General features: G+C 62.8%; 4 protein-coding genes. 3 read left to right on the forward strand and 1 reads right to left on the reverse strand.

The genetic code is table 11. The annotated features are described in order from the left end of the window. Window positions 1-697, reverse strand: a 697-nt coding sequence (locus EN906_RS22430; protein ID WP_127375379.1) for an aldehyde dehydrogenase family protein, incomplete at its 3' end; no start/stop codon positions are given. Window positions 698-966: 269 nt separating this feature from the next. Between EN906_RS22430 and EN906_RS22435 the strand changes: the two genes are divergently transcribed. From EN906_RS22435 to EN906_RS22445, 3 genes are all read left to right on the forward strand, one after another. Next, complete coding sequence (locus EN906_RS22435) at window positions 967-1,626, forward strand: TetR/AcrR family transcriptional regulator (protein WP_164748900.1); 660 nt, start codon at window positions 967-969, stop codon at window positions 1,624-1,626. A 212-nt stretch (window positions 1,627-1,838) separates the two neighbouring features. Beyond that, complete coding sequence (locus EN906_RS22440) at window positions 1,839-4,250, forward strand: FAD-dependent oxidoreductase (RefSeq protein WP_127266941.1); 2,412 nt, start codon at window positions 1,839-1,841, stop codon at window positions 4,248-4,250. Between the two features lie 82 nt (window positions 4,251-4,332). Beyond that, window positions 4,333-5,060, forward strand: a 728-nt coding sequence (locus EN906_RS22445) for an FAD-dependent oxidoreductase (protein WP_127375380.1), incomplete at its 3' end; no start/stop codon positions are given.

Here is a 5,060-nt window from a genome sequence, read left to right on the forward strand (position 1 = left end):
CGCGCTTGCGGGTACCGACCGAGCCGGTGAAGCTGATGGCGTTGACGTCGGGACTGTCGAGCATCGCCTGGCCGACGACCGAGCCCTTGCCCATGACCAGATTGAGCACGCCCTTTGGCAGGCCGGCGCGATGCAGGATATCGACGATGGTCCAGGCGCTCTCGGGAACCAGCTCCGCCGGCTTGAAGACGACAGTGTTGCCGTGGGTTAACGCCGGGGCGATCTTCCAGGCCGGAATGGCGATCGGAAAATTCCACGGCGTGATGATGCCGACCACGCCGACCGCCTCGCGCGTCATCTCGACGCCGACGCCCGGTCGCACGCTCGGCACGACCTCTCCGGTCAAACGCAACGTTTCGCCGGCAAAGAAATCGAATATCTGGGCGGCGCGAATGGTCTCGCCGATGCCTTCGGCCAGCGTCTTGCCTTCCTCACGCGCGAGATTGCGGCCAATCTCGTCCTTGCGCGCCAGAATCTCGTCGGAGGCCTTTTTCAGCACCGCGTGACGCGCCAGCGGACCGGAACGGGACCAAGCCGGGAACGCTGCCTTGGCCGCGGCGATCGCCTGCTTGGCCTGTTCGACACCCGCCGAGGCATAATCGCCGACGATGTCACCGGTATCCGAGGGGTTGATGTTGCGCGAACCGGCCTCGCCGACCCATTCGCCATCGATGAGGTTCTTTCGAAACAGCGTCATATCGTGTGTTCCTGCTTGTTGGCCGCGCGGGCATCTGTCTGAACTGGTATTTGCCAGACAATTGCCTCGCGGGAAAGCAAACAGTGAACCAGCAGCCGCGACAAAAATCCCCCCGCTTGCGCCGCGCGGATGGCGGGTGACGACATTGCCTCATCGAGCTTCGATGCGGCCAACATCCATGGTGCGTCGTCCGGCTTGGGCCGATTTCCTCTATACACTTCTGTCCATAGCCTTGATTTGCCTGAGGCAGCATGTCATGCGTCGTGCCGATGGCAGCTCTCGAAACGACGATTCAGCGCGCCGGCGCCACCGGCAACATCAAGGCCACTCGCGAAGACTGGCTGAAACTTGCGCTCGAAACATTGATCTCTGACGGTGTCGAACGCGTCCGCGTGCTGACACTTGGACAGAAGCTCGATGTGTCGCGCTCCAGCTTCTACTGGTATTTCAAGAGCCGGCAGGATCTGCTCGACCAGCTGCTGGATTACTGGCGGCAGACCAACACCAAATTCATCGTCGAACGCGCCAGGCGGCCATCCGCCACCGTCATTCGCGGGGTGATGAGCATTTTCGAATGCTGGGTGGACGAAAGGCTGTTCGATCCACAGCTGGATTTCGCGATCAGGGCCTGGGCCCGCCGCTCGCCCGCCATCCGGCGCGCCCTCGACGAGGCCGACGAGGAGCGTGTCAACGCCATCCGCGACATGTTCATGCGCCACGGCTATGAGGAAGAAGACGCGTTCGTGCGAGCCCGCGTGCTGTACTTCATGCAGATCGGCTATTACTCGCTTGAGCTCAACGAGCCGATGAGCAGCCGCCTGCCTCACGTCGCCGGCTATCTGCGCAGCTTCACCGGCCAGGAGCCTCCGGCGGAGGATGTCGAAGACTTCTCGCGCTATGTCGAGAAGACGCTTTCGCGCAACCGATAAGTAAGGCCCGCTCGGCCGCCGCGGCCTGACGATTTCGCTTAGCGCATCCCAATAGCAAGCACGTTTGCTGCCGACAGCAGCAGAGGAGCCCTTCTGCTGCATCGGCGCAGAGCGGAGTCATGGGCCGCTCATTCCATCGCCTTTCCAAGCTCTAGACACATATGTACAATACCGATAGGGTTCGCCCCACTGAATGGGTGGAGTGCGACAGGATGAAATCCCAATACAGGGCGATCGTCATCGGCGGCGGCGTGGTTGGAGCCTCGGTGCTCTATCACTTGGCGAAGTTCGGCTGGAACGACGTCGCGCTGATCGAACGCGAGGTACTGACAGCGGGATCGAGCTGGCATGCGGCCGGCGGGTTCCATGCGCTGAACGCCGATCCCAACATCGCCGCCCTGCAGGCCTACACGATCGACCTGCTCTCCGAAGTCGAGAAGGAATCGGGCCAGAGCATCGGCATGCACATGACCGGCGGCATCTCGGTCGCCTCGGCGCCGGAGCGCTGGGAATGGCTCAAGGCCTCCTACCGCATCTTCCAGACCATGGGCATCGACGATGTCCACCTGGTCGGTGTCGATGAGATCAAGCAGCGCTGCCCGATCCTCAACACCGACGGCATGCTGGGAGGCCTCTATGCCGCGCGCGAGGGCCATATCGATCCCTCGGGCGTCGTGCACGCCTATGCCAAGGCAGCCAGGCTGCGCGGCGCCGACATCATCGAGCACAACCGGGTGCTGGATCTCAACCGCCGCGCCGATGGCGGTTGGGACGTGGTCACCGAGAAGGGCACGGTGATTGCCGAGCACGTCGTCAATGCCGGCGGACTGTGGGCCAAGCAGGTCGGCAGGATGGCCGGCATCGACCTGCCGGTATCGCCAATGGAGCACCATTATCTCGTCACCGAGGCATTGCCCGAAATCCAGGCGCTGGACAAGGAATTGCCGCTGATCGTCGATCTCGAAGGTTTCACCTACATGCGCCAGGAGCAGAAGGGTCTATTGCTCGGCATATACGAGATCAACCACAAGCACTGGAACATGGATGGGGCGCCGTGGGACTACGGCATCGAATTGATCCAGGAAGACACCGACCGCATAGCCGACGAACTGGCGCTCGGCTTCAGCCGTTACCCCTGCCTGGAGACAGCCGGCATCAAACGCTGGGTGAACGGGGCCTTCACCTTCTCGCCGGATGGCAATCCGCTGGTCGGCCCGGTGCGCGGCGTGCCCAATTACTGGGTGGCGTGCGGCGTCATGGCCGGTTTCCTGCAAGGCGGCGGCGTCGGCAAGTCGCTGGCCGAATGGATGATCCATGGCGAGCCGGAAGCCGATGTCTACGGCATGGACATCGCCCGCTATGGCGACTTCGCCTCCAACCGCGAATACATCAGGCAGACCACCGGGCAGTTCTATTCGCGCCGCTTTGTCATGAGCTATCCCAACGAGCAGTTGCCGGCGGGACGGCCCTTGAAGACGGCCGGGGCGCATGACGCGATGGAGGCCGCGGGCGCGCGCTGGGGCAATTCATGGGGCATGGAAGTGCCGCTCTATTTCGCGCCGCAAGGCTTCGTCGAGACACCGACGCTGAAGCGCTCCAACGCCTTCGACATTGTCGCACAGGAATGCCGCAAAGTGCGCGAAGGTGTCGGCCTGCTCGATATATCAGCCTTCTCGCGCTACGAGATCATCGGGCCGCAGGCCGAAGCCTGGCTCGACCGGCTGCTCGCCTGTGCGCTGCCCAGGCCGGGTCGCGCAAAACTCGCGCCGATGCTGGGTGAAAACGGCAAGCTCAAGGGCGACCTCACCGTCTTCAATTGGGGTGATGGCTCCTGGTGGATCATGGGATCCTACTATCTGCGCCAGTGGCATATGCGCTGGTTCGAGCAACATATGAGCGATGGCGTCACCGTTCGCGACATTTCGGACGCCGTCGTTGGTTTCTCGCTCGCCGGTCCCAATGCGCGAATGCTACTTGAGCGCCTCACACATCAGGACGTTTCGCACCAGGCGTTCGGCTTTCTCGCCTGCAGGACGTTCGATGTCGGACTGGTGCGGGCGAAGGTCGGACGACTGTCGGTCATCGGCGAACTCGGCTACGAGATTCATTGCCGGGCCAATGAGCACATGGGCCTGCGCCGCGCGCTACTTGCCGCAGGCAGCGATCTGGGAGTCACCGAATACGGCTTCAGCGCGGTCAATTCGCTGCGGCTCGAAAAGAGCTTTGGCATCTGGTCGCGCGAATTCACGCAGGACTATACGCCTGATGAGACCGGCATGGACCGCTGGGTCGCCTTCGACAAGGGCGATTTCATCGGCCGCGAGGCGGCCCTGAAAGAGCAGAAGGCTCCATCGAGGCGCACGCTGGTGACGCTCGAAATCGACGCGGCGGATGCCGATGCCAGCGGCTACGAGCCGGTCTGGAACAGAGGCAGGCTGGCCGGCTTCGTCACCTCCGGCGGCTATGGCCATACGGTCGGCAAGAGCCTCGCCATGGCGCTGGTCGAGCGCGAAGCGGCCGATATCGATACGCCGTTGACAACCCACATCGTCGGCGTCGAAAGAGATGCGCGCGTCATCGCTTCGTCGCCATATGATCCACTGGGCAAGGCGATGCGGGCATGACCGATCGAACCGATGACGTCGGTGCGAAAGACCATTCGATGATCCACATTTCTTTCCGAACATCAGGCCTGTCCGGCACGTCATGACCACACGCTATTCCGCCCTGTCGCTGTTCAAGGAGGGCCTGGCTGGCCAGACCGGCTGGCAACCGGCCTGGCGATCGCCCGAGCCGAAGCCGTCCTACGACGCCATCGTCATCGGCGGCGGCGGCCATGGGCTGGCGACGGCCTATTACCTGGCAAAGAATCACAATATCACCAGGGTGGCCGTGCTGGAAAAAGGCTGGATCGGCGGCGGCAACACAGGGCGCAACACCACTGTGGTACGCTCCAACTACTATTATCCCGAAAGTGTCGAACTCTACGGGCTGGCGCACCAGCTCTATGAGGGATTGTCGAAAGACCTGAACTACAACGTCATGCTGTCGCAGCGCGGCATGGTCAATCTGTGCCACTCGACTGCCGAGATGGAGATCGGGGCGCGCACCGTCAACGCCATGCAGATCAACGGCATCGATGCCGAGCTGTTTTCACCTGACGATGTGCGCCGGGTGGCGCCGATCTATAATTTCTCAGCCGATGCGCGCTTCCCGGTGTTCGGCGGCATCTGGCAAGGCAGGGCCGGTACGGCGCGCCATGACGCCGTCGCCTGGGGCTACGCGCGGGCGGCGAGCCGGCTCGGCGTCGATATCATCCAGAACTGCGAGATCACCGATTTCATCGTCGAGGGCGGCCGCTGCCGCGGCGTCCAGACTTCGCGGGGCGCGATCCGTGCCGAGCGTATCGGAATGGCGGGGGCCGGGCATTCCTC

This window comes from Mesorhizobium sp. M7A.F.Ca.CA.004.06.1.1, assembly GCF_003999135.1.
In the GTDB taxonomy this organism is placed as follows: Bacteria; Pseudomonadota; Alphaproteobacteria; order Rhizobiales; family Rhizobiaceae; genus Mesorhizobium.